Annotated in this window: 25 protein-coding genes; 19 read left to right on the forward strand and 6 right to left on the reverse strand. The window is 68.8% G+C overall.

Annotated elements, in window-relative coordinates; all coding sequences use genetic code 11:
- Positions 1-55 precede the first annotated feature (55 nt).
- The 4 genes from ACFYY8_RS24755 to ACFYY8_RS24770 all read left to right on the forward strand — a co-directional run bounded on the left by ACFYY8_RS24755 (position 56) and on the right by ACFYY8_RS24770 (position 4,435).
- Positions 56-973, forward strand: a complete 918-nt coding sequence (locus ACFYY8_RS24755; RefSeq protein ID WP_390044704.1) for an ABC transporter ATP-binding protein — start codon at positions 56-58, stop codon at positions 971-973.
- Complete coding sequence (locus ACFYY8_RS24760; protein ID WP_390044706.1) at positions 970-2,547, forward strand: hypothetical protein; 1,578 nt, start codon at positions 970-972, stop codon at positions 2,545-2,547. Before ACFYY8_RS24755 ends, ACFYY8_RS24760 begins: the two co-directional genes overlap by 4 nt.
- Positions 2,548-2,578: 31 nt before the next feature.
- Positions 2,579-3,343 carry an ABC transporter permease gene (locus ACFYY8_RS24765; protein WP_390044708.1) on the forward strand — a complete coding sequence of 255 codons (765 nt, stop codon included), beginning with the start codon at positions 2,579-2,581 and terminating at the stop codon, positions 3,341-3,343.
- Positions 3,344-3,997: 654 nt separating this feature from the next.
- Positions 3,998-4,435: a hypothetical protein gene (locus ACFYY8_RS24770; RefSeq protein WP_390044710.1), complete on the forward strand. Its 438-nt coding sequence runs from the start codon at positions 3,998-4,000 to the stop codon at positions 4,433-4,435.
- Positions 4,436-4,451: 16 nt separating this feature from the next.
- Here the strand turns inward: ACFYY8_RS24770 and ACFYY8_RS24775 are convergent, their stop codons facing one another.
- Complete coding sequence (locus tag ACFYY8_RS24775) at positions 4,452-5,129, reverse strand: TetR/AcrR family transcriptional regulator (protein WP_390044712.1); 678 nt, start codon at positions 5,127-5,129, stop codon at positions 4,452-4,454.
- 178 nt (positions 5,130-5,307) lie between these two features.
- Here ACFYY8_RS24775 and ACFYY8_RS24780 point away from each other — a divergent pair, with 178 nt between their 5' ends.
- Positions 5,308-5,655, forward strand: a complete 348-nt coding sequence (locus tag ACFYY8_RS24780) for a nitroreductase family deazaflavin-dependent oxidoreductase (protein WP_390044714.1) — start codon at positions 5,308-5,310, stop codon at positions 5,653-5,655.
- Positions 5,656-5,800: 145 nt separating this feature from the next.
- Positions 5,801-6,493, forward strand: coding sequence for a DUF4386 domain-containing protein (locus ACFYY8_RS24785; RefSeq protein WP_390044716.1), 693 nt, complete (start codon positions 5,801-5,803; stop codon positions 6,491-6,493).
- A 249-nt stretch (positions 6,494-6,742) separates the two neighbouring features.
- Here ACFYY8_RS24785 and ACFYY8_RS24790 read toward each other — a convergent pair whose 3' ends face one another.
- A complete protein-coding gene (locus ACFYY8_RS24790) occupies positions 6,743-7,288 on the reverse strand; it encodes a DUF4396 domain-containing protein (RefSeq protein ID WP_390044718.1) in 546 nt (181 codons plus the stop codon).
- 429 nt (positions 7,289-7,717) lie between these two features.
- Between ACFYY8_RS24790 and ACFYY8_RS24795 the strand changes: the two genes are divergently transcribed.
- The 4 genes from ACFYY8_RS24795 (at position 7,718) to ACFYY8_RS24810 (ending at position 9,326) form a co-directional block, all read left to right on the forward strand.
- Positions 7,718-8,032 (forward strand): hypothetical protein, encoded by a 315-nt coding sequence (locus ACFYY8_RS24795; RefSeq protein WP_390044720.1) that lies wholly within the window; start codon positions 7,718-7,720, stop codon positions 8,030-8,032.
- A gap of 100 nt (positions 8,033-8,132) precedes the next feature.
- Entirely contained in the window at positions 8,133-8,450 is a 318-nt protein-coding gene (locus ACFYY8_RS24800; protein WP_390044722.1) for a hypothetical protein, read from the forward strand.
- Entirely contained in the window at positions 8,440-8,871 is a 432-nt protein-coding gene (locus ACFYY8_RS24805) for a hypothetical protein (protein WP_390044725.1), read from the forward strand. The genes ACFYY8_RS24800 and ACFYY8_RS24805 overlap by 11 nt, the downstream gene beginning before the upstream one ends.
- Entirely contained in the window at positions 8,868-9,326 is a 459-nt protein-coding gene (locus ACFYY8_RS24810; protein WP_390044728.1) for a hypothetical protein, read from the forward strand. Before ACFYY8_RS24805 ends, ACFYY8_RS24810 begins: the two co-directional genes overlap by 4 nt.
- Before the next feature lie 161 nt (positions 9,327-9,487).
- Here the strand turns inward: ACFYY8_RS24810 and ACFYY8_RS24815 are convergent, their stop codons facing one another.
- Together ACFYY8_RS24815 and ACFYY8_RS24820 are read right to left on the reverse strand one after the other, a co-directional pair.
- Positions 9,488-9,832, reverse strand: coding sequence for a hypothetical protein (locus tag ACFYY8_RS24815; protein ID WP_390044730.1), 345 nt, complete (start codon positions 9,830-9,832; stop codon positions 9,488-9,490).
- 48 nt (positions 9,833-9,880) lie between these two features.
- The gene (locus ACFYY8_RS24820) at positions 9,881-10,054 is read right to left on the reverse strand and encodes a hypothetical protein (RefSeq protein ID WP_390044732.1); all 174 of its coding nucleotides are present in this window, start codon (positions 10,052-10,054) and stop codon (positions 9,881-9,883) included.
- A gap of 123 nt (positions 10,055-10,177) precedes the next feature.
- On the opposite strand from ACFYY8_RS24820, the gene ACFYY8_RS24825 reads away from it, so the two are divergent.
- The 8 genes from ACFYY8_RS24825 (at position 10,178) to ACFYY8_RS24860 (ending at position 18,629) form a co-directional block, all read left to right on the forward strand.
- Positions 10,178-10,729 carry a hypothetical protein gene (locus tag ACFYY8_RS24825; RefSeq protein WP_390044734.1) on the forward strand — a complete coding sequence of 184 codons (552 nt, stop codon included), beginning with the start codon at positions 10,178-10,180 and terminating at the stop codon, positions 10,727-10,729.
- Between the two features lie 264 nt (positions 10,730-10,993).
- Positions 10,994-12,250, forward strand: coding sequence for a glycoside hydrolase family 18 protein (locus ACFYY8_RS24830; RefSeq protein ID WP_390044736.1), 1,257 nt, complete (start codon positions 10,994-10,996; stop codon positions 12,248-12,250).
- A gap of 675 nt (positions 12,251-12,925) precedes the next feature.
- Positions 12,926-14,437 (forward strand): tetratricopeptide repeat protein, encoded by a 1,512-nt coding sequence (locus ACFYY8_RS24835; RefSeq protein ID WP_390044738.1) that lies wholly within the window; start codon positions 12,926-12,928, stop codon positions 14,435-14,437.
- Positions 14,438-15,075: 638 nt separating this feature from the next.
- Complete coding sequence (locus tag ACFYY8_RS24840) at positions 15,076-15,363, forward strand: hypothetical protein (protein WP_390044740.1); 288 nt, start codon at positions 15,076-15,078, stop codon at positions 15,361-15,363.
- 549 nt (positions 15,364-15,912) lie between these two features.
- On the forward strand, positions 15,913-16,062 hold the full coding sequence (locus tag ACFYY8_RS24845; protein ID WP_390044742.1) for a lasso RiPP family leader peptide-containing protein: 150 nt from the start codon (positions 15,913-15,915) through the stop codon (positions 16,060-16,062).
- 134 nt (positions 16,063-16,196) lie between these two features.
- Positions 16,197-17,963, forward strand: a complete 1,767-nt coding sequence (locus tag ACFYY8_RS24850; protein ID WP_390044744.1) for an asparagine synthase-related protein — start codon at positions 16,197-16,199, stop codon at positions 17,961-17,963.
- On the forward strand, positions 17,941-18,198 hold the full coding sequence (locus tag ACFYY8_RS24855) for a lasso peptide biosynthesis PqqD family chaperone (protein WP_390044746.1): 258 nt from the start codon (positions 17,941-17,943) through the stop codon (positions 18,196-18,198). The genes ACFYY8_RS24850 and ACFYY8_RS24855 overlap by 23 nt, the downstream gene beginning before the upstream one ends.
- Complete coding sequence (locus tag ACFYY8_RS24860; protein WP_390044748.1) at positions 18,195-18,629, forward strand: lasso peptide biosynthesis B2 protein; 435 nt, start codon at positions 18,195-18,197, stop codon at positions 18,627-18,629. The genes ACFYY8_RS24855 and ACFYY8_RS24860 overlap by 4 nt, the downstream gene beginning before the upstream one ends.
- A gap of 185 nt (positions 18,630-18,814) precedes the next feature.
- Here the strand turns inward: ACFYY8_RS24860 and ACFYY8_RS24865 are convergent, their stop codons facing one another.
- Positions 18,815-19,942, reverse strand: a complete 1,128-nt coding sequence (locus tag ACFYY8_RS24865; protein ID WP_390044750.1) for an SGNH/GDSL hydrolase family protein — start codon at positions 19,940-19,942, stop codon at positions 18,815-18,817.
- 380 nt (positions 19,943-20,322) lie between these two features.
- Here ACFYY8_RS24865 and ACFYY8_RS24870 point away from each other — a divergent pair, with 380 nt between their 5' ends.
- Positions 20,323-21,504: a cytochrome P450 gene (locus ACFYY8_RS24870; protein ID WP_390044752.1), complete on the forward strand. Its 1,182-nt coding sequence runs from the start codon at positions 20,323-20,325 to the stop codon at positions 21,502-21,504.
- 200 nt (positions 21,505-21,704) lie between these two features.
- Here the strand turns inward: ACFYY8_RS24870 and ACFYY8_RS24875 are convergent, their stop codons facing one another.
- Entirely contained in the window at positions 21,705-24,368 is a 2,664-nt protein-coding gene (locus ACFYY8_RS24875) for a hypothetical protein (RefSeq protein ID WP_390044754.1), read from the reverse strand.
- Positions 24,369-25,018 lie beyond the last annotated feature (650 nt).

Raw genomic sequence — 25,018 nt, forward strand, 5'->3', positions numbered from 1 at the left:
GATGTGACAGCCTCTGTTCGGCCCGTGTTAGGACCGGGTCCGTACAACCGATCGCATGCAAGCAAGCATCGAAGTCAGCGGGCTGCGCAAACGGTTCGGCCCGACCCTGGCGCTGGACGGCATGTCGTTCACCGTGCCGCCCGGCCAGGTCACCGGGTTCGTCGGCCCCAACGGGGCGGGCAAGAGCACCACGATGCGGGTGATCCTCGGCTTGGACGCGGCCGACGAGGGTCACGCGCTGATCGGCGGACGGCCGTACACCAGCCTGACCAACCCGCTCACCCACGTCGGCGCGTTGCTCGACGCCGGCGCGCTTCAGCCGAGCCGTACCGCGCGCGACCACCTGCTGTGGCTGGCCCACTCCCAGGGACTGGACGGCCGTCGGGTCGACGAGGTGCTCCACCAGGTCGGGATGCGGTCCGCCGCCCGTCGCAAGGCGGGCGGCTTCTCGCTGGGCATGCGGCAGCGGCTCGGTATCGCGGCCGCGATGCTCGGGGACCCGCCGGTGCTCATGCTGGACGAGCCGGTCAACGGCCTGGATCCCGAGGGCATCGTGTGGATGCGCGGCCTCCTGCGGTCGCTGGCCGGTCAGGGGCGGGCCGTGCTGGTGTCCAGCCATCTGATGAGCGAGCTTGAGGACACCGCCGACCGCCTCGTGGTGGTGGGCAAAGGCCGCGTCATCGCCGATACCAGCGTGGCCGACCTCATCACGACCGCCTCCCGCGGCCGGGTCACATTGCGTACGGCGGCGCGCTCGGAGGCGATGGCCGTACTGGGTCACGCCGGCGCCACGACGGCCGTGACCGGTCACGACGCCGTCGTCGTCTCAGGGCTGCCGTCGGAGCGCGTCGTGGCGGTGCTCAACGCCGGCGGGGTGCCGTTCTCCGAGGTGGCGACGCACCGGGTGACGCTGGAGCAGGCCTACATGGACCTCACCGCCGATGCGGTCGAATACCGGAGAGCGGCACGATGAGCGCCGTTTCACACCACTCCTCGCATCACTCAGAACCGCAGGCCGGAGGCGGGGACTTCGGGCGGCTGCTGCGCGCCGAGTGGACCAAGTTCAGGACGGTGCGCGGCTGGGTGGTCACCGTGATCGCCGCGGCGCTGGTCACCGTGCTGCTCGGGCTGCTGTCCGCGTCCGGAGACCACGCCTCGTGCGGCTCCGGTCCGGTCGAGGTCGCCTGTCCCCCACCTCCGGTGGGTCCGGGCGGCGAGGCGGTGGACGACAAGTTCTACTTCGTGCACCGGCCGCTGACCGCGGATGGCGGCATCACTGTCCGCCTCACCTCCATGACCGGCCAGATCCGTAAGCCCGATGTCACCCCGGGGCAGCGCAACGTGGTCCCCGGCCTCGTGCCGTGGGCGAAGGCCGGAGTCATGATCAAGGAGAGCACCGGGCAGGGCTCCGCCTACGCGGCGGTGATGATGACCGGCGCGCACGGGGTGCGGATGCAGCACAACTTCACCCACGACGTGGCCGGGCGGGCGGGCGGCGTCTCCCGGCAATCGCCGCGCTGGCTCCGGCTGACCCGCTCCGGCGACACCCTCACCGGATACGAATCCGCCGACGGCACGGACTGGACCCGGATCGGCACCGCGACCCTGACCGGACTACCGCGGACCGTCCAAATCGGACTGTTCGCCACCTCCCCCGGCGACCTCACCGTCACGCGGGGAGATCTCGGCGGGTCCGTCGCGGCGGCCCGCTTCACCGAAGCCACCGGCGAGTTCGACCAGGTCGAGCTCCAGGGCAACACGTCCGGCGCGTGGCGCGACGACGACATCGGCGTCACCGTCGCACCAGACGGGACCGAGCATCATCCGGGCCGTGCCAGCCGGTCCGGCGGCACCTTCTCCGTCACCGGTGTCGGCGACATCGCGCCGACCATCGAGGGCCCGACCCCCGAACGTCCGCTCGGCAGCGCGCTGACCGGCCTGATCCTCGTGATCGTGGTGGCGGTCATGTTCGTCACCGCCGAGTACCGGCACGGTCTGATCCGCGTCACCCTGCTGGCCGGACCGCGCCGTGGCCGGACGCTGACGGCCAAGGCGCTGGTGCTCGGCCTGGTCACCTTCGCCGCCGCCCTGCCCGCCACCGCGATCACGTTCACGGCCGGTGAGCGGATTCTGCGCGGCAACGGCAACGCCGTCCTCCCGGTGCCCCTGCTCACCCAGGTGCGCATCGTGGTCGGCATGGCGGCGCTGTTCGCGCTCGCCGCCGTGCTCTCCCTCGCCCTCGGCACACTGCTGCGGCGCGGCGTGGCGGCGGTCATCACCGCCACCGCGCTGATCGTGGTCCCGCACGTCCTCGCAACCACCTCGGTCCTGCCCGACAGCGCCGCGCAATGGCTGCTGCGCCTCACCCCGGCGGCCGGCTTCGCCACGCGGCAGAGCATCCCGCAGTACGCGCATGTGCTCGGCCACTACGCGCCCATCGCCGGGTTCTACCCGCTGCCGCCATGGGCCGGTCTGGCCGTGTCGGCCGGCTATGCCGCGCTCGCCCTCGGTTTGGCCGTCCTCCGGCTCCGCAGGAGGGACGCATGAGACATCCCCTCGGAACCTCTCCTGGTGTCGCATGAGAGAGCACCTGCACGCGGAGTGGACGAAACTCCGTACCCTGGCCGGCACCGGCCGGCTACTGCTCACGATCGTGGTGCTGACCGTCGCCGTCAGCGTCGCGGCCTCCGCCGTCGTGTCCTGTGCCTCGCAAGGCTGCGGCTACGACCCCGCCAGGATCAGCCTCTTCGGGGTCCAGGTGAGTCAGGCGGTCGTCGCCGTCCTGGCGGTCTCGGCGATCTCCGGCGAATACGGCACCAACATGATCCACCTCACCTTGACCGCCATGCCGCGCCGGACCGGCGTCCTGGCCGCCAAGGCGATCACCCTGGCCGGGTTGACCCTGATCGTCGGAAGCGTCGCCGTGCTCGCCTCCGCGCTGGCCACGCGGCGCATCCTGCTCGACAACGGCTTCCCCGCGGAAACGCTCCTCCTCACCAGCGGTCCCATGCCGCGCGCCGCCGTCGGCTCGGTCCTCTACCTGGTGCTGATCGCCCTGTTCAGCCTGGGGGTCGCCACCGCCGTACGCGACTCCGCCGCCGCCGTCGGGGTCGTGCTCGGCCTGCTCTACCTCTTCCCCGCCGTCATCCTCATGATCGCCGACGATGACCGGCAGCGGCTTCTCTGGCGGATCTCCCCGATGAACGCCGGGCTGGCCGTCCAGGCCACCACCGACCTCGCCGCCCTTCCCCTCAGCCCATGGGCCGGCCTGAGCGTGCTCGCCGCATGGGCCACCGCGGCGCTCCTGGGCGGTGGGCTGCTCCTACGGACGCGCGACGCGTAGCCGCGGCCGGATCTCGGAGGGAGTCGCCTGTGCGTGTACGGGAACGTCTGATTCGGCCCCTGTGGGAGGCCCGTCAGGTATCGCGGAGCGGCGCCAGGAGCTCATGAAGCGGCTGGTCACGAGGGTCGGCGGGGACGGCGCGTCGCGGGACCCCCTCCGCGGGCGGAAGCCGTACCGCATGCCGACCAGGATGAGCTCGGCATACGGTACGGCTTCCGCCAGCCCTTGGAGAGAAGATCCCTTTCATCTTCCGGAGCGGAACACCCGGTTCACGACCCACCGCGGAGGACTGCTGCCATTCTCTTCCTTCGTCAGCAGGGATTCCGGATCGCGGGAGATCGCGTATCCAGACTTTGTCGCACAGGTCAGGCTGGATCCCCTTTTCGCCGCCCCCTTCCCCTGGTGACGGGGCTCTCTGCCTTCGGTCGTCTGGCCCGGGCCCCGCCGTCCGTCCGCCGTCCTCCTGGAGACCGCCGCCCGCGTATGGACCGGCGTTCTCTCCGAACAGCACGAGTTCGTGCAGGAACTGGCAACGGCTTCTACAGAGGCCGTCAATGACATCCCAAAGATAAGCAGGAAAAATAGGTTCAGGGAAAACCTGGTTGACGAATACGACGGTATATGAAGGCCCTTTCTTCGGAAACGGAGGAGACGATGAGAGATTTCAGAAAATCCGTCGCGGTTTCAGCGGTTTTCGCCGCCGTACTGACCGTGGCAGTGCCGGGCGGCGCGGCCAACGCCGGCACGACGATGATCGAGAACAGCGTCCCGGAGTGCGTGGTCGACCTCACCGAGCCCGTGTCGAACGGCGAGACCATGTCCATAACCGGAACCCTCACGTGCCCGGAGGGAACCGAGTACAGCGGCTGGGGATGGCTCTGGTTCGAGGTGCAGGACGATTCGCAGTCCACGGAGCCGGACACCGTCGGAATCATCGAAGGGTCCAGCCGGATCATCACGCAGACCGTCGTCGCGAAGTGCGTCAGCGGGAGGTACGCCACCAAGCTGGTCATGAGCCTGGGACCGGTCTCGGGAAGCGGCAACGGCGGCTACAACGTGGCGGTCTCCGATCCGGTGACCATCTCCTGCTGACCGCGGCGCCCTGGCCTCAGGGGCTGTCACACGAACCCGGGCGGAGGCCCCTGCGGCGAGCTTCGAGCGCGTCCAGGATCAGGTCCAGGCCGTAGCCGAACTCGCCGGTGTAGTCGTAGCCCGGCTGCAGGGCGTGGTCACGGATCATCTCGGTGAGATACGGCAGCTCCTCCGCCGGCAGACGCCGGAGGATGCCGCCTGCCACTTCCTCGACATCGTCCGGCGTCCTCACCGGCAGATTCGCCTCCTGTAGGACGAATCCGGAGACGTAGCTGTCGATGAGCGAGACGGCGTGCGCGGCCATCGGCAGCGTGAACCCCGCCTCCCGGAGGACGCCCAGGACGGCGTCGTGGTGACGCAGCGTCGCCGGTCCCGGATCGCGACGGGAGTCCATGAGGCCGAGGGCCCAGCTGTGCCGGGACAGGATCACGCGTGCGGAGAGGGCACGCGTACGGATCGCGTCACGCCAGTCGTCGCTTTCGGCACCGGGTAGTTCGATCGCCGCGAACACCATGTCGACCACGCCGTCGAGGATCGCGTCCTTGTTCGGCACGTGATGGTAGAGCGACATCGCCTCCACGCCCAGTTCCTGCGCCACCCGGCGCATCGTGATCGCCTCCACGCCGCCGCGATCCGCGACCCGGATCGCGGCCTCCAGCACGAGGTCTCTGTTGAGCGGTTGCGATGGTGGCACGACGGCTCCGGGGTCCGGACGGGTTGACAGCCTTACGAGCGTAAGCCAACCTTACACCCGTAAGCAGCCTTACCACCGTAAGGCTCTTCGGGTTCGCGTCAGCCAGGGTTCAGACCTGTGACGCGCCCACCGGGGCGAGAAGGAGGTCTCAATGCCGATGCCGAGGTGGTGGGGACACGTGAACAAGAGGGTGTTCAATCCCCGCGCGATAGCCGGCGGCAGATGGCCGGTGCTGATTCACGTCGGCCGCGTTTCCGGTGCCACGTACCGCACGCCGATGGACGCGCATCCCGTCGACGGCGGTTACCTGTTCGTCCTGGTGTACGGATCGCGCTCCGACTGGGTGCGGAACGTCCTGGCGGCCGGAGGCGCGCGACTCCGGGTCGACGGGAGAGAGGTGGAACTCACCGCCCCACGCCTTGTCGGGAAGGACGAGGCGTTCCGGGCCCTCCCCGATGAGGTGGCACGCCCACCGAAGCCGCTCCGCATCACCGAGTTCCTCCGCATGGACCTGCTCACAGGCTGATCCCGGCCGCCACCCCGGCAGTCCTCGCCTTACGCGTCAGTCTTGCGCGTCAGTCTTGCGCGTCAGTCTTGCGCGTCAGGGAGCCCGAACCCCGCCGATCCGGCGCCGACCACTCCGCCATCACGGCGACCACAGGACAACCATCATGCGTACGAACAGGCGGGCAGCCGCGGTCGCGGGCACATTGGTCATCGTCAGCATGATCGCCGGTGTGCTGAGCATCGTTCCCGCTCTTGAGGAGCCACGCCCTCTCGCTCTCGTTTCCGCGCACGAGAGCCAGGTCATCGTCGGCGCGGTCGCCCAGTCCATCATGATCCCCGCCTATGTCGGATTCGCGCTGTGCGTTTACCCGGCGTTGAGGGCGGAGAACGAAGCGCTCAGCCTGGGTTTCCTCGGGTTCAGGCTGATCGCGGCGACATTCCACTTCATCGGCGTGATCATCCTGCCCTTGTTCCTCGTGCTGGGCCATGAGTTCGCCGAAGCCGGCGCTTCGGACGCGTCCCGCCTTGAGGTCTTGGGCGAGCTGCTGCGAACGGCACGCGACCTGGTCAATCACGTCGCGTTGATCATCGCGCTGAGCCTCGGGGATCTCCTGCTGTTCCGCGTTCTGTGGCGGTCGAGATCCGTCCCCCGGTGGCTGTCCGGATGGGGATTCCTGGGAATCGGAGCGGCCATGTCGGCGAGCTTCTTGGTACTGCTTCGCCTGACGGACGTGGCCACGCCGCTCTACCTGACCATGAACGCGCCGCTGGGCCTGCAGAACCTTGTCTTCGCCGTGTGGTTGATGACAAGGGGTTTCACCACGAACGCGCCGACCACGGCCCACCGGTACGGCTGACGCGCGGGCCGTCCCACCTTGTCGCGACGGCCCACGGGGCCCACCACTCGTGAGGTGCCCCGGCTTGCCGTCCATCAGGGCGACGACCCTGGCTCCTCGGGCACAGCCGGGGCCGCGTCCGGTGACGCCGTGAGGCCGAGTCACGCCCTTCCCGCCGGGGAGCGTGGCGGGCCGACCTGATCTGGCTCCTTCGTCCTGGCCCGTGCGGTGGTCCGGGGTCACGCGAACCCGTGGCCGTCGACGGACCCGTCAGTGGTGGTAGGCGTGGACGACCGCGTGTCCCCGCCCCTTGCCGATGATCCACTTGTTGATCGGTGTGGTCACCAGGAACGCCACCAGCAGGGCGACCGCCAGCGCGCCCCAGAACAGCCCCGTGGTAAGCCCGGCGTCCATGGCGCCGGGGATGACGAGCATCACGCCGTTGTCCACGATCTCCATCACGATGATCGACACCGTGTCGGCCGCCAGAGCCAGTGTGATCGCCTCCTTCCAGCCCACCCCGGCCCGGCGAAGCGGGATGAGGGTGAGCAGGTAGCCGAAGAAGAAGGCCAGCACGACGGCCAGCACGATGGACGGGAGCGTGTGCCAGCCCAGCGCGGTGGCGATCACCAGCCCGAGCACCTCGCCGATGGCGCACCCGGTCAGGCAGTGCAGGGTCGCCGAAGCCGCCATCCGCCAGGTGACCTTGCCGTGACCGGCGTGCGCGTGCTGGTGCTGGTCGTGGTGGCCCGCGTGCTCGTGCCCCGCCTGCCCGGACATGCCGTGCCGGCTGTGGTCGTGGTGCTGCTCGGCCATGGGAACTCCAGGTCTTTCGTACTTCCTTTGCCGTCACAGACGATATACCCCCTAGGGGTATATCGCAACGCCTCCGCCGCCGCCCGAGACGCCCCGGACGCGGACGTTCCGCACCGACCACACCCCCGCCCGCGCCTGAAAACCCAGGAACGGTCCGACCGGACGGGCGCGAGTGAGTGATGTCGCTGTTACTCCATCGAGAGTAGGCACCTCATCGCTCATAACGTTAAGTAATCGAATAGACACAACGCGTACGCGAGCTGGCCATCGCCGAATGGCCCGCCTCCTGCACGTCCGGGATCGGTTCTCGTCGCCCGCAAGAAGTTTCCGTCTCCACACAGGAAGTTCGGCCTTCCGCAGGAGACAGGACAGGCGGAGCCTTCCCGGCCGATCGACTTATCTCACCCGTTCAAGACAAGGAGAAAGCCCATGCGTCGTCCCATGTCCGTCCTCCTTGGCGGCCTCGCCGCCACCGCCGCACTCGCTATGAGCGCCCCCGCCTTCGCCGCGACCGGCGACTTCAGCTATCACGTCCAGCCCGGCAACATTCCCGAAGTGCTGCACAACCCGCAGGACGAGCAGTGTTACGACGTGGGCAACGCGGGGGGCGGGGCGACCAACCACACCAACCGCGACGCCGTCCTGTACGTGGGCACCTCATGCCGCGGGGACATCAGCGAGACGATCCACGCCGGCGCCTTCTCCGACCACGCCGAGTTCAGGAGCGTCAAGTTCGTGCGCTGACCGGCCGTCCACACCTGTCACAAGCGGGGGACCGCCGACAGGCGATCCCCCGCTCCTCCTGCCCCCGGACAACACACCGGAACGCCCCCCGAGGAGCACCGTGCGAACCCGACCCGCTCTTCTCGCCGTCACAGCCGCGGCCTTGGCCGTCACGCTGCAAGGCCTTCCCGCCCACGCCGCCACCGGGCCCTTCATCTACCACGTGCAGCCCGACGAGCACGAAGTGACACTCAACAGCCCGGTGGACGAGCAGTGCTACGACCTTGGCCAGGCCCGCGGCCTCACCCAGAACGACACCAACCGCGACGCCCTGATCTACACCGAGCCTCACTGCGAGGGGCCTGTGTACTCCACCCTGCACTCCGGCAGCCGCCACGCGTACAGCCACATCATCGAGAGCGTGCGCTTTGTCCGCTGAGACCTGGCGGCGGGGAACCCGCGTCGCGGCGCTGTCCGTGGCGGCGGCGCTGAGCGTCATGCTCCAGATCGGTCCCGCCCGCGCCGCCGTAGGCATCTTCTTCTACTACACCCATCCGGGCAGGGTTCCGTGGGAACTGGCCAACCCGCAGGACCACCAGTGCTACACCGTGGGGGACGCCGACGGCTACACGCAGAACCACACCGACCGCTACGCCCTTCTGTACATGGGCTCCGAATGCCGGGGCCAGATCTGGCACACTCTCTACCCGCACACGGCCGCGGATCTGCTCAAGTTCAAGAGCGTGAGGTTCGTCCCTCACGAGAGTCAGTTGCTTGGGCAGCGGTCGGCGGTCCCCCTGGACACCGCCGGGAAGTCGCACACCCTTTCTACGGCGCTCCCAAGGGAGCCGAACCCATGAGACTCACCCTGCTGGCCGTCGTACTCACCATCACCGCCCTGGCCGACGGTCCCGTCAACGGGACCCCCACCCTCACCCGCCTCGCACCGGTCGCCGATCACGTCGATCCCTGCGGCTCGCGTCCGTCCGACTGGTTCACCACCTCCGCGACCTACTCCGGCGTCGTCCACCGCTTCGTCGTGGAGACCGGGGAGTACAGGGGCACGGCCAGGGTGGAGGCCACGCTGAGGGACACCTGGGTGACGGTCAGAATCCTGCCGCATACGACCAACACCATGGAATGGTCCTTCCACACGGTTCCGGCCGAGATCTCCTTCACCTGGCCGCGAACGGGCCCCACCGGTGGCCTGTCCCACCCTGACTGCCGCCCCGAAGACCACCGTCACGTGACGTCCGCGCACTTCAGTCAGTTCCGCGGCGACTACGTCTACCAAGGCCGCGTCGCTCGCCACTGAGCAAGCCCCGGACAGGCACACCATGCCTGGCGAGGCAGACCGGCCGGACATTCCGCCTCGGCACCACCAATCGCCTCGGACGGTGCCCGGCCGAGAGCTCTCATGCGGGGGGTGCGGCGCCGTGCTCCGCCGACGCGGAGCACGGCGCCCGAATCCACGTTTCAGGAGAAGACGACGGAGCGCACCAGCAGGCGCTCCGAAGCACCCGCGCCGGGGCGCAGGCTGTAGAAGGCGTCCCCCGTACAGCCGGCCTCAAGGAAGACCGTGGCCGTCGAGTCGGTCAGGTTCTTCGGCGCGTAGGAGGCCGACGTGCCGTCAGAGCCCGCCCCCTGGATGTCGATGCACTTCCTGCTCTCGGGGTTGTTGATGAAGCCGACGGCGTCGTACCCGTCGGCGGTCTTGTAGGAGTAACGGAACTGGCCCACGGCGGCCGACGCGGAGCCGGGAACCGCCAGAACCAGCATGAGGGCGCCGGCGGCGGCAGCCACGGCAGAGTGCAGACGCATGGATCTCCTCTTCGCGAAACAGGGGAAACACTGAGCGCAGTCATTAAGTCACGATGAGTGTTCGATGTCGAACGCGCGCCCGCCCCGGATTCCGGCCGTTCCGACGACGGCTTCGGCACCGGGTTCGACGTGGCGCACGACGCTCCCGTGGTGGGCCTCGCCGAGGCGGACGGCGCGTCCGTGCCCGTTCACGACCTCGCGGCGGCCGCCGGGGCCGGTCACGGAACCCTAACCTTCACAGACACCGAAAGTAATCGAACATATACCTAGAGTCACCGCCGGTTACTTCTTCGTGAGCGGCCATGAGACATGTCGCTGCTCACCTCAGAAAGGAGAGCACATCCGATGCCAGCCCCCTTCTTCTCCGCCCGGCGACGGACAGCCGCCGTGACCGTGCTCGGCGGCCTGGCCGCCGCCCTGGCCCTGACGGTCACGCCCGCGGACGCCCGAGCCGTCGCGGTGTCCTGCGGTACCGCGGGAGCGACCACCTTCCAACCCGGCCTCCACCTCTTCCCCGAGCCTCACGACGTCTCCTTCAGGGGCGTCCAACGCCCCTGCGCCGACTACAGCAGTAGGGGAATCACCGCGGCCACCCTCGTGGCCGACTTCTCCCATGTGACGCTCAACTGTGTGATCAATCAGAAGATCAACGGTTCGGGCCCCGCCCAGATCACCTGGAGAACCAACGGCGGCACCTTCACGAGCACCGCCGTCATCACCATCGAGAACAGCGTGCTGAACAACGTGACGGTGTCCGGAACCGTCACCGACGGCGAGTTCGCCGGCCGGCACTTCAGCGGCAGGTTCACCACCGACCTGTCCAGAGGTGTGGTCGGCTGCCCCACCCCCAACGGGCTGACCGAAGCCCCCTTCGCCGGATACTTCACCATCAGCTGACCCCCGCTTCACCAGGCGGCTCGGTCACGCGACCGGGCCGCGAGGAAGAGCGCCCTCCGCTGTTCACGGACGGCGACGACGGCCCCTTCCACGTGCCCTCGTGATGTGAGAGCACCCAACGAACAGTCCACCGGGAACGGCCCTCCTCGGGTGATCCGCCGAACGGCATCGGAGGAGAGGTCTCCGGTCGACGTCCTCCCATGCATTGAGCCTGACTCGGACCCCCTCTTTTCCGGGGGAGTCGTCATGCCAAGGAGAGATCCCGTGCGTTTTGCCTTCCCGATACGTCTGGCCGCCGCGGCGGCCCTCGCCCTGACCCTGAGCACCCCCGTCCTGCCCGTCAACGCCTCCTCCACAACCTCGTCGGCACATGCCGACACCGAGACGAAGGCCGCCGGCAGGAAACTCATCGGCTACTTCATCGAGTGGGGTGTCTACGCCCGTGACTACCACGCCAAGAACCTCGACACGAGTGGCACGGCGGCCAAGCTGACCCACATCAACTACGCCTTCGGCGAGGTGGTCGGCGGCAAGTGCGCCGTCGGCGATGATTACGCCGCCTACCAGAAGCAGTACGACGCCGCGCACAGCGTCGACGGCGTGGCCGACACGGGGCCGCTGTACGGCAACTTCAACCAGCTGCGCAAGCTCAAGGCGAAGCATCCCGGCCTCAAGATCCTCTACTCCTTCGGCGGCTGGTCCGGGTCCGGCGGCTTCTCCGACGCCGCGAAGCACGCGCAGGCCTTCGCCGAATCCTGCTACAACCTCCTTCAGGACTCCCGCTGGGCCGGCGTCTTCGACGGTATCGACATCGACTGGGAGTACCCCGACAATCCCGCCGACTACAAGAACCTGATGTCGGCGCTGCGCGCCAAATTCGGCCAGAGCCGTCTGGTCACCGCCGCCATCAGCGGCGACGGAACCGCCGGCGGAAAAATCGAGACCGCGGGCTACGCGGACGCCGCGCAGTACGTCGACTGGTACAACGTCATGACCTACGACTACTTCGGCCCCTTCGACAGCACGTCCGGCCACGGCCCCACCGCTCCTCACGCCCCGCTGTACAACTACCCCGGTATCCCCAGGAAGGACTTCAACGGCAGCGCGGCCATCGACAAACTGCTGTCCCTCCACGTTCCCGCGGGAAAACTCCTGCTGGGCATCCCCTTCTACGGCCGTGGGTGGACCGGCGTCACCCAGAAGGCCCCCGGCGGTACGGCCACCGGCCCGGCCAGGGGCACCTGGGACACGACCACCAACACGGGCGTCGAGGACTACAAGGTCCTCAAAACCGCCTGCCCCTTCTTCAGCGGCAACCCGAACAGCGGCGGCGGCAGCATCGCGGGCACCATCTATGCCTACTGCAGCCCCAACTGGTGGAGCTACGACGCCCCCGAGAGCATCGACGGCAAAACCATCTACATCAAGCAGAAGTCACTCGGCGGCGCCTTCTTCTGGGAGGCCAGCGGCGACACCTCCGACGGCGAACTGGCCACCGCCCTCCACACGGGCCTGCAGTGACCCGCGACCACACGCCACAGCCCTGACCACCGGCGACCCTCCACCGGCTCCGACCGGATGACCTCACGGCTCTGAGACGACAAGGTCGCGCATAAGGAACACGCATCGCTCTCCGTCGAAGCCGCCGCCGAGCGAGGACAACAGCCTGGTGCTCGTTCTCAGCGCCAACGGCAGGCCGCCGTCGCGACCCGGCTCATCTGGTCAACGACGGCGGCCTGCTCGGCTGGTCCGGCGCGGAGACAGCGGGCGCCGGTCCCGGCAGAGGGAGCATCCGGGCAGGGCGCCTGGATCTGGGCGGGGTCACCGCTTTCGCGCGGTCAGGCGGCGTAGGCGCACGGTCCCGGGAGTCCGGCCGTCCGAGACCGCCGTCTCGGCCTTTCCATGGAAATCGGGAAATGGCCCGGCGGCGGCCGGAGCTTAATACGGGCGACAGTAAGCATGAAATAGAGATATTGAAAAAGAGCGGACCTCCAGGCCCTCCGTTCTTGGCGCCCTCACTCATGTGGCGAAACACGGGGGCGTGCGAACGTTCACGAGATTTTCGATCTCACCGCCCACGGCAAACGATTTCCACCTCCAAAATGGAGCCATGACGATTCAGCATGGTTCATGGCGTGAAGGACCTTTGTCGGCGGCGGTGGCACGGGCCACCCGTGACGTGACCGTCGAGTGGTTATGAACGGGACACGGTCGTCCGTCGCGCTGTGTCGGCGAGCGCTGGCCGACCTCGAACGCACCCTGGGGCCCGACCATCCGGACACCCTGACCTGCCGTCACGACCTCGCCGAGGCCCACCGAACGGCGGGACAGGCGGACAAAGCCGTCACCCTCTACGAACAGGTGGTGGCCGATCGGGAGCGGGTCCTCGGCGCCGACCACCCCGACGCCCTGGCCAGCCGCCACAACCTCGCGACCGCCTACTGGGCGGCGGGCGAGACGGACAAGAACATCGCTCTGTCCGAACAGGTGGTGGCCGATCGGGGGCGGGTCCTCGGCGCCGACCATCCCGACACCCTGGCCAGCCGCCACAACCTCGCCGAGGCGTACCGAACGGCGGGTGAGACGCACAAGGCCATCGCCCTGCACGAACGGCTGGTGGCCGACTGCGAACGGGCCCTCGGCACCGACCACTTCACCACCGTGACCAGCCTCAAGAACCTCGCCGAGGCGTACCAGGCGGCGGGTGAGGCGGAGAAGGCCCTCGCCACCAACGAAAAGGCACTGGCCGGCTGCGAACGGGCCTTCGGCACCGACCACCCCGCCACCCTGGGCATCCGTCGCGACCTCGTGGACGCCTACTGGGCGAAAGGCGAGGCGGACAAGACCGTCGCCCTGTGCGAACAGATGACGGTCGGCTGCGAGCAGGCCTTCGGCACCGACCACCCCATCACCCTGTCCAGCCGCCACGGCCTCGCCCAGGCCTACCAGCTGACGGGGAGAATGCGAGAGGCCGTCACCCTCTACAAGCGGACGCTGACCCGGCGAAGGAAGACACTGGGCTTCGATCACCCCGACACCCTGGCCACCTGCCGTGGCCTCGCGAGCGCCTATGAGGCGTTGCGATGGATGAGACTGGCCTTGAACCACTACGTACAGGCGGAGCGCCGACAGGTGGCGACTCTGGGCCCCGACCATCCCGAAACCCTGACCGGCCGTGCGGACATCATGCGGTCCTTCATCCTGATGAGGAAGGCGAAACCGGCCGTTCGCGTGGGCGAGAACCTGCTGCCCGACTGTGAACGCGTGCTGGGTTCCGACCATCTCGTCACCCTGACCGTGCGCAACAGCCTCATCAACCTCTACCGGGTGACCGGAAAGATCGAAGGGGACGTCGGCATGTGCGAACAGGCGTTGATCGCCTGCGAACGTGCCCTCGGCACCGACCATCTCGCCACCAACAACGCCCGCCAGAACCTCGCGCACGCCTACCAGACGAACGAACGGCCGGAAGCCGTCGAACTGTACGAACGAGCGGTGGCCGGTTGCGAACAGGGCTTCGGCCCCGACCACCTCGACACCCTGGTCTCCCGCCTGAACCTCGCGAACTCCTACCAGACGACCGGGCGGACCAGGCAGGCCGTCGAGCTGTACGAACGGACTCTGGCGGACTGCGAGCGGATTCTGGGGGCCAGGCACCGGATCACCCGGTTGGCGCGGACGAGCCTCAGGAAGATCCGCACTCCCTGAGCACGGCGGCGTCTCCCCGAGCGACCTGTGCCGCCGACGGTTCACGGCGCTCAGCCGTTTGCGTGCCGAAGGTGAACCGGCACCACGTCTTCGTGCGTCTTCGAGGCGAAGAGCGGTACGACGGATCACCTCCGGCACGCATGTGGCACGTTTCGGTCCCGCAGCTTTCCCCAAGGAGCACGGGATGAGTGGACCATTCCATTTTTCTCACAGGGCCGCCCCTCCCGGTAAATGGCGTAGAAGCCTCCGGTGAGCCCCCGGGCACACCGGAGACGAACAGAAGCCAACGATTAACGGAAATCCCGCTGAATTCCTGCGTCCACCCGTTCCGCGGCCCGCGGACGGGAACCGAAAGCGGGAAAAGGGCGGACCGCGGCCAGACGCCGCTGGAGCCGATCCTTCGAAAGCGGGAGAAGGCCGTCCTGCCCGGCGGCGGCGTTCTCGACCGAGCCGCCTCCGGCCGGAGACGGCCGCACCGCGCACCCGGATCCGGCGGTGTCGGCGGACAACCCCGCCGTATCCACCCACCACCGAAGACACGCCATCACTTAAGGTGTCCTCACGACTACGTGAAGTGCATGATCGGAACTGTCCCAACGGCGGAAACACCGCCTCGGTCCGAACAGGGGAGTCCCATCATGCGACGCAGCGTCCACCTTCTCGCCGCCCTCGGCGCGGCGACACTGACCCTGCTGCCCACCGCCGCCACGGCCGCGCACGGGCGGCTCGTGTTCGGCGGAGGCCAGGTGGTCGAGAACCCGTCCGGCTGCGTTGACGCACGCCTGAGGCCGCTGATCCTGCGCAACGAGACCAACGAGTACGCGCTCGTCTACAGCGGTCCCAACTGCACGGGTCAGATCGTCGCCGTCGTCCAGCCCGGCGGACGCACCACCCAGGAGTTCGGCAGCAGCGTCTTCGTCGCCTGACGACCAACCGGGCAGGGGCGCGGCCGGACAGGCCGGCCCCTGCCTCAACCACCCTCCGGTGACGACATCGCCTTCTCCGAGCGCGGAGAGAACCCGGCGCGGCACCGTGATCCACGGCTCGCCCGTCCGCGGCGTGACGACCCCCTGAGCCTCCCGCCCCTCCGCCCCGAGCCCTGCTCCAGGGGCGAACAGCGCAGGGTCCGCCCGGAAGGCTCGGCCCCGCCCGGCGCCGTAGAGCCTCGGCCGACATCGGCAGGGCCCGCGCCTCACGCACAGGGCGACCGGCCGAACCGTCCTTCAGCGGGCCACCGCTTCTCCCGATGCCCCCGTGGCCGCCCTCCGGACGCCGTCGCGGCGGCCCATGGCTCTCCGCCTGCAGGAATCAGGTCAACGTGGCCGATAGCGCAGTGTGACATGCGGAACCGGTGATGCTCAGGTGGTGGCCGCGTGATGCGAAGCTCTCCATCCCAGATAGTAACAGATAGTCATCGGGCACTTACTTTTAGCTGTAATGGCGTCATCGACCACTCACGAAAGGAGGTGAATCAGATGAAGCAGGACATGCGCACGGAGCCGGTGAAGGTGTACGAGCCGCCGCTGATGGCGGAGGTCGGCGCGTTCGCCGCCACGACCCTCGGCAACCTCGACCCGGAGCGCCCGGAAGGCACCTTCTTCTTCCGTCCGTACGGCGAAGACTGAGACTGACCGACTGTTCGTAACAGGAAGGGGACGACCGGATGCGCGGGTGCGGCCGATCGTGGCTGGTGGCGCTGCCGGATTGCGCGGCGGCGGGTGACGCCGTCGGGCGGATTCGGGAGCGTGGGTGTCATGTGGTGCCGCACGCGTCCGGCCGTCCCTGGCTGGTGGGGTGCTGGGACGGCGACGAGCTGGTCCTGGCAGGTTCGGGCTGGGTACGGCTGGCGGTCCTCGGCCTGTGTTCCCTCGACGAGGACGAACTGGCACGGCGATCGGCCGCCGTGAGCCGCCCGCAGGAGGTGGAGGCGGTGCTGGACGGGGCCGCCGGTTCGTTCGCGGTGCTGGCCTCCGTCGACGGAGAGACCTACGCGCGGGGAAGCGCGTTCGGGGCACGGCGGCTGTACCACGCCCGGGTGGGCGGGGTCACCGTGGTGGCCGACCGGGCGCGGACGCTCGCTCATCTGACGGGGGCGACGGCGAACCCGGCCGTTCTGGCCGCCGTACTGGCCGGGCCTGGCGTGCCGTACCCGCTGGGTGAGGCGGTGGCCTGGCAGGGGGTGGAGTCGATCAGGCCGGGGCGGGCGCTGCTGGTGGACGCGGAAGGCGTCGGCCGGACCCGCGCCTGGTGGCGTGCGCCCGAGCCGGTGCTCCCGCTGAAGCAGGGCGCGACCGTCCTGCGGCACGCTCTGCGCGAGGCCGTGGCGGTACGGGTGCGGACCGGGCAGGTGTGGGGAGCGGATGTGTCGGGCGGGATGGACTCCACCTCGGTGGCGTTCCTCGCCGCCGAGGCCGGAGCGCGGCTGGTGGCCGCCACCCTGCACTGGGCCAATCCGAACAACCAGGACCATCGCTACGCGCGCCAGGCGGTCGACGTGCTCGGCGTGCCGCACCTGACGTTCCCCTCCGACCGGGTGCCGGGGCACTTCGACGGCCTGCACCTCCGCCTGGAACCCGGGGACGGCCCTCCGCTCGGGATCCGCGACCGGCTCCAGCAGGAGCACATGACCGAACTGCTGCGCGAGCACGGCGCCGTCGCCCGGTTCTCCGGACACGGCGGCGACCACGCGGTGATCCCGCCGCCCGGATACGTGCACGGTCTGGCCCGCCGCCGCCCCCTGCTGGCGTTGCGCCACACCACCGGCTACCGGGCCCGATCCCGTTGGCCGCTCACATCGGCCGCCCGCCTGCTCACCGGCATGGGTTCGTACCCCGCCTGGCTGAACGCGCAGGCCCGGCTGCTCGGCTCCCCCAGGACGGCGCTCGGCAGGCCACCGATCGGCTGGGGACCGCCGGTCACCCTGCCCTCCTGGGCCAGTGACCACGCCCGTGACCTGGTCGCCGGTCTGCTGCGGGACGCGGCCGAGAACGGAGACGGCCCGCTGGCCGCCGAACGCGGTCACCACGCACGGGTCGAGCAGGCGACGCAGGCCGGTCGGGGCGCCTGCGGCATCACCGCCGCCCACGGACCCGACCGCGGCGGACTGCCGATCCACATGCCGTTCTGTGACGACGCGGTGCTCGAGGCGTGCCTCGCGGTCCGGCCGGAGGACGCCGCCTCCCCCTGGGTCTACAAGCCGTTGCTGGCCGAGGCGATGCGCGGCCTGGTCCCTGACGCGATCCTGGAGCGCACCACCAAGGACCACTGCGGCGACGAATGGCACTCCGGCCTGGTCGCCAACCGCCACACCCTGGCCGCCTTCGCCACCGACTCTCATCTGGCCGCCGCCGGTCTGGCCGACCCCGGCGCGCTGCGCCGCGCGCTGATCAGCCCCGCCCTGCTCACCGGCGGTGCCGCCGAACTCGAATACACCCTGGCCGCCGAGGCCTGGTTGCGCGACATCGCCGCCCACCCCGAACCCGCCTACCTGAAGGTCCACCGTCATGAGCCTGACCCTGTGCCCTGATGTCACCCTCTACGACACCGGGCAGGCGCTCATCCTGCTCGACACCCGCCGCGGCCGATACTGGCAGACCAACGCCACCGGGGCCGAGGTGTTGCGCGCCCTGCTCGGCGGCACCACCGCCGACCAGGTCGCCGACCAGCTCGTCCGTCGGCAGCCGGTCACCCGCCGGCAGGCCTCTGACGACATCGCCGCCCTGCTCGACGACCTGCGTCGTACCGGGCTGGTCCGGTCGTGAGCCAGACTCTCCACTCCCCGAAGACCCGGCCCCCGCTGCGCACCCGAGTCGCCGCCCGCACCGCCGTCGCCGCCGCCCGTCTGCTGGCTCACCTGCCGCCACGGCGCATCGTCGCCGTCCTGACCCTGCTGCGCCGCGGCACCCGTCCCGCCACGTACGTCCAGGCGCTGGACGCTCACACCGCCGTCACCGCCACCAGCACCATGTGCGCCGGACGCCACTGCCTGCAACGCTCTCTCGCCGCGACCCTGCTGTGCCGCCTGCGCGGCCACTGGCCCACCTGGTGCACCGGCGTACGCACCCCGCCCTTCGCCGCCCACGCCTGGATCCAGACCGACGGCCGGCCCGTCGGCGAACCCTCCGACGTCACCGGCTACGGCATCATCCTCAGCGTCCCGCCGCTCCCGCGGGACGTCTCGCCGTCTCCCTGACCGGAGGATCCCGACGGCCTGGCCGACGGCGTTCGCCGCCACCGGCCAGGCTCCGGCCGACACTGTGCCTGACCATTCGGCGGACACCGGCCGGTGGGACGGGCACCGGCCGACGATCCGGCCGGTGCCCGCCGTCGCACCGCTCACCACACCGGCGTCCGCGCCGGGCCGGTGTGGTCGCCGGCCTAACCCTTGGACCTTGATCCCGGGGTCAGGCCCGCGTTGCGGAACGCCGCGTACGTCTGGTTGGCCTGGTTCGCCGCGCCGCGGACGTTGGGGTGGATGAGGGTGCAGGCCTCACCCCTGGGGACGCCGGCCGGGAGCACGTTCAGGAGATCGCACTGGTACTCGGCCGGGTCGGCCGGCTTGATCTCGCCTTCGGGGATCACCAGGTCGTCGAACACTCCGTACATCCACTGGTTGGCGCCCGTGGCGCACACTCCCTTGCCCTGGCTGGACTCGTAGGTGTCGACGTAGGTGGCCCACTGCTGGTTGTCCCGAGCCTGCTGCCTGATCGCCTCGTTGAGACGCCGCTCCAGAGCGATGAGGAAGTCGCCGTCCACACCGAGGCGGACGGTGCCCAACCGCTTGAAGTTCCCCCAGTAGCAGGTCGTCTGGTTGAACGGCCTGGACACGACCGTGGGGTAGCCCAGCAGGAACACCTTCGCGTGCGGAGCGCGCTCGTGGATCCGCCTCATCATGAGGGTGTACTCACGGGTCAGGGTGGCGAACCTGTCCGCCAGCCACTGGCGACCCTCCCCGTTCTCGTAGTAGCCGCTGCACCCCGGGCCCAGGGTCGGCGGGTCGCCCTGCTTCACCCCCATCTCCAGGCACTTGGCCAGGATGCCGGCGAACCCGAGGGTGTTGCCGCCGATCCCGACGGTGACGACGTCCTCGTCGCCGTTGAGCGCGTCGATCTGCGCGGCCTTGGCCGGCCACGCGCAGGTGCCGCGGTTGTACGGCGGGCCCAGCAGCACGTCGCAGGTCTGCGGGGACAGAACCCCCTTGTCGATCTCGGCGGCGCCGCAGGAGACGTCAGTGAGCCGAACCCAGTCGGAGGTCTCGGCGTTCAGCCGCCGGGCCAGCTGCTGTTCCCAGTTGTGGTTGGACCGGGCGCAGCCGTCGCTGGGGTCCCAGCGGGGAACGAGGGCGTTGGCGCTGTAGGAGTCGCCGAGCGCGGTCCACTTCAGCGGCTGCTGAGCCGTCGCGTTCGGGGTCGTGACCGGGGTGGCGTGGGCGGCGGAACCGCTCAGCAGGTTCGCGATGACGCCGCCGGCGAGGGCGACGCTCAGGGCGATGGAAGGTGGGCGCATGCTTCTCCTACGTCGATCACTCTTGGTAGTCGTTTGACTACCTATAGCATGCGGGTTGGGGCGGTACCAGATCCCTGGCCCGCGACGTCAGGGGCCGGACAGGCCTCCTCTGACCTGCGGCGGTGATCCGACATCCCGGTCGTCCACGGGTCGCGCGAACGACTCGGCGACGCCGTACGGGAAGTGGGTATAGGACTGAAGGGGTCAAAACACCCGCCCGGCTCGTGCGGCACCAGGTCCACGTCGGTGCCGCGTTCCCCCCTGCGCCGCCCGCCGGAATGACGCCGGCGGCGTATCCGGCGCGGGCGAAGGCGCGGATGGCCGCGTCCAGGTCCGTCCCCTCCGCGTGTCCACACTCGCGTCTGCCTTCTGGAGGAATCGTGACCACTCGCGTTCAACTGCCGTACGAGCGGCCCGGCCCGATGCTGCCCGCGCCGCTGCTGCGCGAACTGCAGGCCCGTGGCCCCATCCATGCCGTTCGCACCGCCCTCGGCACCCCCGGATGGCAGGTCACCGGCTATCAGGAGGTGCGCCGGTTGCTGAACGACGACCGGCTCGGCCGGTCCCATCACGATCCCGAACACGCCTCCCGCACCGGGGAGTCGGTGATGTTCGGCGGGCCGATGGGCGACTTCGAGACCGAGCAGGCCGACCACCGGCGGATGCGCTCGTTGCTGCAGCCGCACTTCTCGCCCAAACGGATGCGCGCCCTGCGCGCCCGCGTCGAGACGCTCACCGCCTCCCTGCTGGACGACCTGGCCGCCGCCGGGCCGCCCGCCGACCTGCACTCCGCACTGGCGCTGCCGCTGCCCATCACGGTCATCTGCGAACTGCTCGGTGTGCCCTACGAGGACCGCGCGCAGTTCGGTGCCTGGAGCCAGGCCGCGGGCGACATCACCGACCGGGCCCGTTCGAAGCAGGGCCTTGAGGAACTGTTCGGTTACGGCCGGCGCCTGGTGGCCCGTAAACGGGCCGAGGGCGACACCGACGCCGATGTGATCTCCCGGCTGGCCGCCACCGACGGGGTCAGTGACGAAGAGGCCGCGACGATGGGCATGATCCTGCTGTTCGCCGGGCACGAGACCACGGTCACGGCGATCGACGCGGGAGTGCTGTGGCTGCTGGCCACCCCCGGCCAGTGGCAGGCGCTGGTGGCCGACCCGTCACGGATCGGCACGGCGGTCGAGGAGATCCTGCGCGCGCTCAGTCTTGGCGGGGACGGCATCGCGCGCTACGCCCGCACCGACCTGGAGATCGCAGGCGTGCGGGTACGCGCCGGCGACCTGGTGCTGCTGGACACCGGCGCGGCCAACTACGACGCCGCCGTTTTCGACGACCCCGACCGCTTCGACATCGGCCGCGCGGCCGTACCGCATCTGACCTTCGGCCACGGCGCCCGCTACTGCATCGGCGCGCCGCTGGCCCGCATCGAACTCCAGACGGTCTTCTCCCGATTGACCGGTCGCTTTCCCGCGATGAGGCTCGGCTGCGCGCCGGAGGAGCTGACCTTCGACGCGGACGTGGTGACCGGCAGCCTGACCGCCCTGCCCGTCAGCTGGTGACAGGGCTTCGATCTACCGAAAACAGACCCATATACATCACTTTCTGTATGTGAAACGATCCTTTCCGCTCCGGAACCGTTCGGCGGCGCGGAGACGGCCGAGTCCGGGGTCGCGCTCTGTGCGGACCGACGGCCGTACGGCACCGCGTCGCCGGTGGGGTCGCCAGGCGGACCTGGCCCGGTCCGCCGCCGGGCGGTGGATCACCGGACGGGGCCGACCTCAAGGGTGGGGCACCACGACGCCTGTTTCAGGCCGCCGACCCGGCCGCAGAACCCCACCTGCGCCGGTCGGCCGAAGCCGTCAACGCGCTGAACGGAGATGAGCTTGTCCAGCGGAACCTGACGGTCGACGTCACCGCCGAAGTCGATCATGCCGCTTTCTCCGTCGAGCGCCTTGTCCCCGTAGACGCCGCTGATGGCGTGCCAGATCGTCGCCGATGTCAGAGGCATGTCCAGGAATTCCTCCTTCAGCTGCCTGACGGCGTTGACGTAGAGCCTGACGGCGTCGAACGCGATCGCGGCGTGCCCGTCCAGCGAGGAGCTCTCCAGCTGACTGCACTCGTCGGGGAACAGCTCCGCCAGCTCGGCGTAGAGTTCGCTGGCGCTGTCGCAGCGTGCGGCGTCGAGCGCGAAGTCGAGAAAGTCGTAGGAGATTCCGGGAAAGTTCTTCCGGCGTTCGGCGTCGGCGGCCAGGCGAGCCACGTCATCGCCACCGAGAATGATGGGCGGCTCGGAGTTACAGGCCTCGTTGACGCCGCCGAGCATCGACTCGAAGTCCTCCGCGCGTCCGGCGAAGAAGATCAGCCCTGAGTAGTGGCACGCCTGTCTTCCCAGGTCGATCAGCCCGGCGGAGATCCTGCTGGAGTCCACGCTCGGAGTGGAGTACGGAATGATCTCGGTGGCGAAACCGATTTCCTTGAAGCTCTTCTCGACGTCGTCCTTCAGATTGTCGCTGTAGATGTCCATCGGATCGTCGGAATACAGGATGCGAACCTTGCGGGCTATTTTCTCCCCTGTTCTGTAGCGAAGGCGGCCCGCGTACGCCGCGGCGACCGCGGCCTCACGCCTGTTCTGCGGCGAGATCTGGAAGTACATGGGCGACTGGCGGATGAGGGTGTCCGCAGAGAGGATCGTGCCCACCGAAGGGAGCCCGGCCTTGGTCAGGGCGCGGATCGTCCGGCCGGTGGCCTCCCTGCTCTGGTCGAGGCCGGTCACACCGAGAATCGTGGGGTCCTTCTCCTTGAGGCGCGCCAGGATCTCGGCGACCTGGGGGCCGTACCTCATTCCCGATCCCGCGTTCGCCGGATAGATGCGGACTATGGGCTCCACGGGCCCGGACTTGCGGAGTTGACGTGACTGCGCGCTGGCCGCCCCCTGCAGGGCCTCGCGCACGTAGGCGCGTGCCCGTGGGGACCTGTCGACGGTGCTGAACAGCGCCGACAGGTGAACGAGCGTGATCAGGGGGCGTTTCGGGTCCTGCTTGTGCAGCTCGTCGGCCTTGCGGTTCAGCTCGTTGATGGTCTGGAGGGTCGCCCTCAACTTGCCGTCCGAGGTCTGGAAGGAGAATCCGTACGGTGCGACGCCGACGCACTCGCCTGTGGGCATGGTCTGGACCGTGCCGGAGTCGGCGGCGAACACATCCAGCCCGCAGTGGGCGCTCTGGTAGTCCTGGATGGCGTACCACTGCCTGACACCGGCACCGGCCAGCACCAGGGCGACGGCGGCGGCGAGCACCCTGCCGGTCGAACGGCGCGCCCACAGAGGCGGCGCCGGAATACGTAACCGCGCGTCCTGGGCGACCTCTTTCTGCCGGGTGAAGTCGTACCCCGGGTCGGTCGGCGACATCGGGTCAGGAACGAGCAGCGGGAGATACCAGGAATCGTGTGTCCTGGCGCGGGCGTGGCGCAGGAAGCCGTCGCGCCAGCCGTCATAACGCCGGTCGTCGAGCGTCCAGAGCCGGTTGTCGCCCCAGTGGGCGTAGAGGTCCGATCCCGGTTCCGGCACCGCCGTGTTGCACGCTATGACGAGCAGAGGGTCGAAGGCCCCTGTGTCGATACGGACGTCGATGATGGTCTCCAGGAGCGTGTCGCCCCCGTTCACAGGAGTCGTCCCGTCGAGTATCGCCACGCAGTACGACATGCGCCGCGCGGCTCTGGGTCGCCAGAACCGACGGCGATAGGCGACACGCAGGTCCTCCATGAACGCGTTCGTCATGAGTTTGCGGAGCTGCTCGATGTCCTCGACGTCCTTGTTCGGGCCCGTCAGCTTTTCCGCGAAACCGATGAATGTGCCTGGATCGGCCGGCGAGAGGTAGGGCTGTCGAAGCAGCCATCGGTACTCTCCGCCGAGCCCGAGACGGATCCTGAACCAGGCGAGTGGGAAGACGTACAGGCAGAGCAGCTGTAACCACCAGGGCACGTTGCCCACGGCGAATTCCGCCTGGGGCGAGCGCAGGAATCCGAACACCCCCCTGCGGAGGATCTCGCGTTCCCGCAGCCTGCGCAGGAGCGTCGGTGTGTGACCGTCCACGGCGTTCGCGCCGTTGTCCGCGTCGCTCTGTTGCAGGAGCCAGTTGACCAGACCGAACCTGCGGAAACGCACCTTGCCGTCACGGCCGTTGACATCGCGTCCGAACGCCTGCGCCAGTTCCGTCAACGCGGCGCGTGTGACCTCGACGGATTCGCGTTTCGAACCCAGCGCCCGATCGGAAAAGCCGTACAGGCCGTTCGGCACCCGGCGTGGATCGGCTTCACGCAGGAAGTGGGCGAGGCCCTGGGAGAGCTTCGTGTGCTTCTCCGCACCGACGACGTAGACGATCGGAAGCCCTTCTCTGCCCTGCCGCACTCCTCTGTGACTGTCGGGCACCGGGCATTCACCGCGTTTTGGCCGGCGAGCGAGCCTGGCGATCAGCCGCAGCAGATACCCGGCGCCGGGGAAAACAGGAATATCGGATGGATCGTGAGGAACATTCATGGCGCATCCCGAAATATCAGGGGAAAGGCGTGACGGCTCCGGCGTTCGGTGTCCGCCTGCCAATGGCGCCTGCCTGCCCCGACAGGGCGCCGCCCCCTACAGCCGGATCCGAATCGATCCCGGAAGTTCGCCTGTCCTCTCCTGTAAAACCGCCTGAGAACCGGTGCCGTTCTGGTCGACGACCGGAATCACGGCACCTCAGATGTCTTGCACCTGATCAGAGCCGTTCCGGAGACACACCGCGGCAGCGCGCCGCCCGCCCCACCGTGACGCCGCAGCCTTTTTCATCACTCCCGACCGGCACCGTGCCCTCATCGACACCGATCGCCGCCGGAACCCGTCTCGAAAACCCAGCCGAATTATCACTCATGATCGTTTCAGCCCTTCAGGCATAACGAAATCACTGAGAGCGAGTCACCACCTCGCCATGACTGAATTTAACACCAAACCCCCATGGATCACATGCAAAGCGTTAATTTCGCTATACCCTGCGTTATTTGACGGCAAGTCCGATAGAGTAGGAATGTTCATCCGCCTTTTCG

Origin of the sequence: Streptosporangium sp. NPDC001559 (assembly GCF_042893955.1) — a bacterium.
Lineage (GTDB): Bacteria > Actinomycetota > Actinomycetes > Streptosporangiales > Streptosporangiaceae > Streptosporangium.

What these genes read in the sequence shown, in the direction of transcription:
- ACFYY8_RS24755 (WP_390044704.1), top strand. Translation starts at nt 56, where the DNA reads ATGCAAGCAAGCATCGAAGTCAGCGGGCTGCGCAAACGGTTCGGCCCG.
- ACFYY8_RS24760 (WP_390044706.1), top strand. Translation starts at nt 970, where the DNA reads ATGAGCGCCGTTTCACACCACTCCTCGCATCACTCAGAACCGCAGGCC.
- ACFYY8_RS24765 (WP_390044708.1), top strand. Translation starts at nt 2,579, where the DNA reads ATGAGAGAGCACCTGCACGCGGAGTGGACGAAACTCCGTACCCTGGCC.
- ACFYY8_RS24770 (WP_390044710.1), top strand. Translation starts at nt 3,998, where the DNA reads ATGAGAGATTTCAGAAAATCCGTCGCGGTTTCAGCGGTTTTCGCCGCC.
- ACFYY8_RS24785 (WP_390044716.1), top strand. Translation starts at nt 5,801, where the DNA reads ATGCGTACGAACAGGCGGGCAGCCGCGGTCGCGGGCACATTGGTCATC.
- ACFYY8_RS24790 (WP_390044718.1), bottom strand. Translation starts at nt 7,288, where the DNA reads ATGGCCGAGCAGCACCACGACCACAGCCGGCACGGCATGTCCGGGCAG.
- ACFYY8_RS24795 (WP_390044720.1), top strand. Translation starts at nt 7,718, where the DNA reads ATGCGTCGTCCCATGTCCGTCCTCCTTGGCGGCCTCGCCGCCACCGCC.
- ACFYY8_RS24810 (WP_390044728.1), top strand. Translation starts at nt 8,868, where the DNA reads ATGAGACTCACCCTGCTGGCCGTCGTACTCACCATCACCGCCCTGGCC.
- ACFYY8_RS24815 (WP_390044730.1), bottom strand. Translation starts at nt 9,832, where the DNA reads ATGCGTCTGCACTCTGCCGTGGCTGCCGCCGCCGGCGCCCTCATGCTG.
- ACFYY8_RS24825 (WP_390044734.1), top strand. Translation starts at nt 10,178, where the DNA reads ATGCCAGCCCCCTTCTTCTCCGCCCGGCGACGGACAGCCGCCGTGACC.
- ACFYY8_RS24835 (WP_390044738.1), top strand. Translation starts at nt 12,926, where the DNA reads ATGAACGGGACACGGTCGTCCGTCGCGCTGTGTCGGCGAGCGCTGGCC.
- ACFYY8_RS24840 (WP_390044740.1), top strand. Translation starts at nt 15,076, where the DNA reads ATGCGACGCAGCGTCCACCTTCTCGCCGCCCTCGGCGCGGCGACACTG.
- ACFYY8_RS24845 (WP_390044742.1), top strand. Translation starts at nt 15,913, where the DNA reads ATGAAGCAGGACATGCGCACGGAGCCGGTGAAGGTGTACGAGCCGCCG.
- ACFYY8_RS24855 (WP_390044746.1), top strand. Translation starts at nt 17,941, where the DNA reads ATGAGCCTGACCCTGTGCCCTGATGTCACCCTCTACGACACCGGGCAG.
- ACFYY8_RS24865 (WP_390044750.1), bottom strand. Translation starts at nt 19,942, where the DNA reads ATGCGCCCACCTTCCATCGCCCTGAGCGTCGCCCTCGCCGGCGGCGTC.